The organism is Mycobacterium sp. (assembly GCF_049673265.1).
Classification (GTDB): domain Bacteria; phylum Actinomycetota; class Actinomycetes; order Mycobacteriales; family Mycobacteriaceae; genus Mycobacterium.
The window spans coordinates 1-3,119 of sequence record NZ_JBATXN010000109.1; the positions used below are offsets into that span (position 1 = coordinate 1).

At 69.8% G+C, this 3,119-nt stretch carries 4 protein-coding genes and 2 pseudogenes; 3 read left to right on the forward strand and 3 right to left on the reverse strand.

Annotated elements, in window-relative coordinates; all coding sequences use genetic code 11:
- Positions 1–212, forward strand: a pseudogene (locus tag WBF82_RS03610) (DUF7159 family protein); the annotation flags it as partial.
- Between the two features lie 64 nt (positions 213–276).
- On the opposite strand, the gene WBF82_RS03615 reads toward WBF82_RS03610, so the two are convergent.
- Positions 277–663, reverse strand: coding sequence for a rhodanese-like domain-containing protein (locus WBF82_RS03615; protein ID WP_424381729.1), 387 nt, complete (start codon positions 661–663; stop codon positions 277–279).
- A complete protein-coding gene (locus WBF82_RS03620) occupies positions 660–1,238 on the reverse strand; it encodes a cysteine dioxygenase (RefSeq protein WP_424381730.1) in 579 nt (192 codons plus the stop codon). The genes WBF82_RS03615 and WBF82_RS03620 overlap by 4 nt, the downstream gene beginning before the upstream one ends.
- Before the next feature lie 115 nt (positions 1,239–1,353).
- Here WBF82_RS03620 and lpqV point away from each other — a divergent pair, with 115 nt between their 5' ends.
- Positions 1,354–1,800, forward strand: a complete 447-nt coding sequence (lpqV, locus tag WBF82_RS03625) for a lipoprotein LpqV (RefSeq protein WP_424381731.1) — start codon at positions 1,354–1,356, stop codon at positions 1,798–1,800.
- A 72-nt stretch (positions 1,801–1,872) separates the two neighbouring features.
- Complete coding sequence (locus WBF82_RS03630; RefSeq protein WP_424381732.1) at positions 1,873–2,880, forward strand: patatin-like phospholipase family protein; 1,008 nt, start codon at positions 1,873–1,875, stop codon at positions 2,878–2,880.
- Here the strand turns inward: WBF82_RS03630 and WBF82_RS03635 are convergent.
- Positions 2,873–3,119, reverse strand: a pseudogene (locus WBF82_RS03635) (patatin-like phospholipase family protein); the annotation flags it as partial. The gene WBF82_RS03630 and the pseudogene WBF82_RS03635 overlap by 8 nt on opposite strands.

Below are 3,119 nucleotides of genomic sequence, written 5' to 3' on the forward strand. Positions count from 1 at the left end.
CCGTCGTCGCTGTGAGCATCCCGGCGTTTGCGGCGCCCGGCGGCGCACCGGCGGTACTTCCGGCACCGCTGCCAGAGGAGCCACCCACCAACGCGCCCGAGCCTCCGCCGCCGCACCACCCGGCGCCGGCGCCCCAGCAGGTGAACTACACCGATGACTGGTGGGGATACGGCATGGGGGACAGCGGCGGTGGCGGCGGCGGTGGCGGCTAAGCCGGGCTAGCGGGCGATCGCAAGCGCGGCGAAGCCGGGCGCAGCGGGTTCGCCCGCCGACAAACTAACGCCCGGCCAGCACTCCGGCGGCGGCCAGCGCTTGATACCCCCCGACGACGTCGGTGGCGCGGTGCAGGCCGAGATCCTGCAGCGCGGCCGCCGCGAGGCTGGATGTATAACCCTCCGAACAGAGGATCACCCACTCCACGTCGTCGCCGACGGCCTGAGGTAACCGCGCGTCGCTGGTGGGGTCGCAGCGCCACTCCAGCACGTTGCGTTCGATGACCAGGGGTTTTAACGCCTCCGGGACCTCGCCCTCACTCGTGCGCTGAGCCTGCGGCCGGATGTCGACCAACAGCGCCCCGCGGTCCAGCGCGGCGGGCACCTCGTCAGCAGCCAGCCGGCTCAACCGGGCGCGGGACCTCTCCAAGATCGCAGCGATGCGGCTCATGACTTCTCCGGTTGGTCGGTCAACTCGGTGCGCTTGCGGCGCAACGTGTGCTGCCCGGTGACCTCGTAGTACGACATCACGGTCAGCGGCGGCGAATAGGCGTGCACGCTCAGAGTGGGATCAGTTGGAGGTGGCACCCCGGCGGCGCCGGCGGTGGGGGCCCACAGCACGTCATGCACCCAACCCAAAGGGAACGCGGCCTGGTCGCCGGCCTCCAGCCGCCGTCGGCGCAATCGCTCGCCGTCCCAACGGAATTCGTCGAGCGACCCGGACAGCAACGTCAGCGCACCCAGCGATCCGCCGTGGTCGTGCAACTCGGTGCGATGGCCGGGCACCCAACTGATCAGCCAGATGTCGACTTCGTCGTCACCATGCAGGCGGACGAACCAGCGGTCGTCGGTCGGCACGCCGGCCGGCGGGACCACGTGGTCGAAGCGACCGCTGAGCACGTCGTCGGCGGTGCGGTCGGTGAGGTGCAGCAGATCAGCCTGCCGTAGCGGGGTGGGACCGGAGATTGACCGGGCGGCTGCGAGGTGTGACGGGACGCGATCAGCAACAAGGCTTGCGGAAACCATGTAAGAACTCCAGAACGAACGAGTGGACAAAGGGCGGCGGCAAGTCAGCGCCGACAACACTCCCAAAATCCCGTTCGCTGGGTCACGGCAGACAGTGTTGCATAGGTTGACTTAGGTGCGCTGGCGCCTACCTCGCCCCTCGGGGTGGTGTGCGGTTGTCGTCGCGGCCGTGGGGTTGGCAGCGGCGGGCTGCTCGGCACACACGGACAAGGGCGCGCCCGGGTCAGAATCGGTGTCCGACGGGCCCGGCACTGGAGAAGCTGCGGCGACGGCGCCACCCGGCGTTGTCGCTTTGTCACCTGCGGGCGTGACTACCCGGATAAAGCTGCCCGCGCAGGCGGGCGAAGAAGAGTATTTCCAGGCCTGTCACGCCGCGAAGACCTGGATGCAGGGCCGCCCAGGCGATCGCCGGGCGCTGATCGAGGCCTACTTGGCGGCGGTCCAGGCGCCGGGTGCCGTCGGCCCGGGAACCTGGAATACGGCGTGGGCGGCGTTGCCGTTGGCCAGGCAGGCGGCGGTGATCGTCGCGGCCCGAGCGGCCGCCAACGACGAGTGCGGCTGAGGGCGAGCCAAGTTGTGATCGCAATTCGGATCATGGCTGAAAAAACTCGTCCGAACGCCGGAAAATGACGGCATGGCCGACTTCGACGCGCCCCCCGCCGACGTTTCGTCGCGGCCCCGGGTCGCGCTCGCCCTTGGCAGCGGCGGCGCCCGCGGATACGCCCACATCGGGGTGATCGGGGAGTTGCACGACAGAGGGTTCCAGATCGTCGGGATCGCGGGTTCGTCGATGGGCGCACTCGTCGGTGGTCTACAAGCGGCGGGCCGGCTCGACGAGTTCGCCGACTGGGCGCGATCCCTGACTCAGCGCGCCATCCTGCGGCTGCTGGATCCGTCAATCACCGCGGCGGGTGTGCTGCGAGCCGAGAAAATCCTCGACGCGGTGCGCGACATCCTCGGCGCGGCCACCATCGAGCAACTGCCGATCCCCTACACCGCGGTGGCGACCGACCTATTGGCCGGCAAGTCGGTGTGGCTGCAGCGCGGCCCCGTCGACGAGGCTATCCGGGCATCGATCGCCATCCCCGGTGTCATTGCGCCGCACGTCGTCGACGGGAGGCTGCTAGCCGACGGCGGGATCCTCGACCCGCTGCCGATGGCGCCGATCGCCGCGGTCAACGCCGATCTGACCATCGCGGTCAGCCTGTCGGGCAGCGAGGCCGTCGGCGGCGCCGAGGTTGAGGAGCCCGAACCCCGGCCGACCACCGAGTGGCTGAACCGTATGTTGAGTAGCACCTCGGCGTTGCTCGACCGGCCCACGGCGCGGGCAGTGCTCAACCGGTTTGGCTCGTCGATCTCCGCGGGTGCCGATCCCGATCATGAGGCCGAAGCCGACGAGGAACCCGATGTGCCCAAGCTGGGTGGGTTCGAAGTGATGAACCGAACCATCGACATCGCCCAGGCCGCCCTGGCGCGTCACACCCTGGCCGCCTACCCGCCCGACTTGCTGATCGAGGTGCCCCGGTCGGCCTGCCGCGGCTTGGAATTCCACCGCGCTGCTGAGGTGATCGAAACCGGCCGCATGCTGGCCGCCCGGGCATTGGACACCCTGGACCCGACCAGCCCCGGCCTAATCACATAACGCCGAGGAACGCAGCGACACCGGCCGCCTCGCGCCGGCCCTGTGCACGGCCAGCCTCAGCGGAGGCGATGCGGCAGCGCGGATCCAGCGGATTGGGCCCGAAAGCTGCCAGCGACGTGTCGTCGGCGAACACGCCTGACGCCGTGCCGCCGAATGCCGCGATCTCGACGGCGGGTCCGGGGCCGAACAGCGACGGCGCCGACATCCCGGCCGGCACCAGCACGATCGCCATCTCGCAG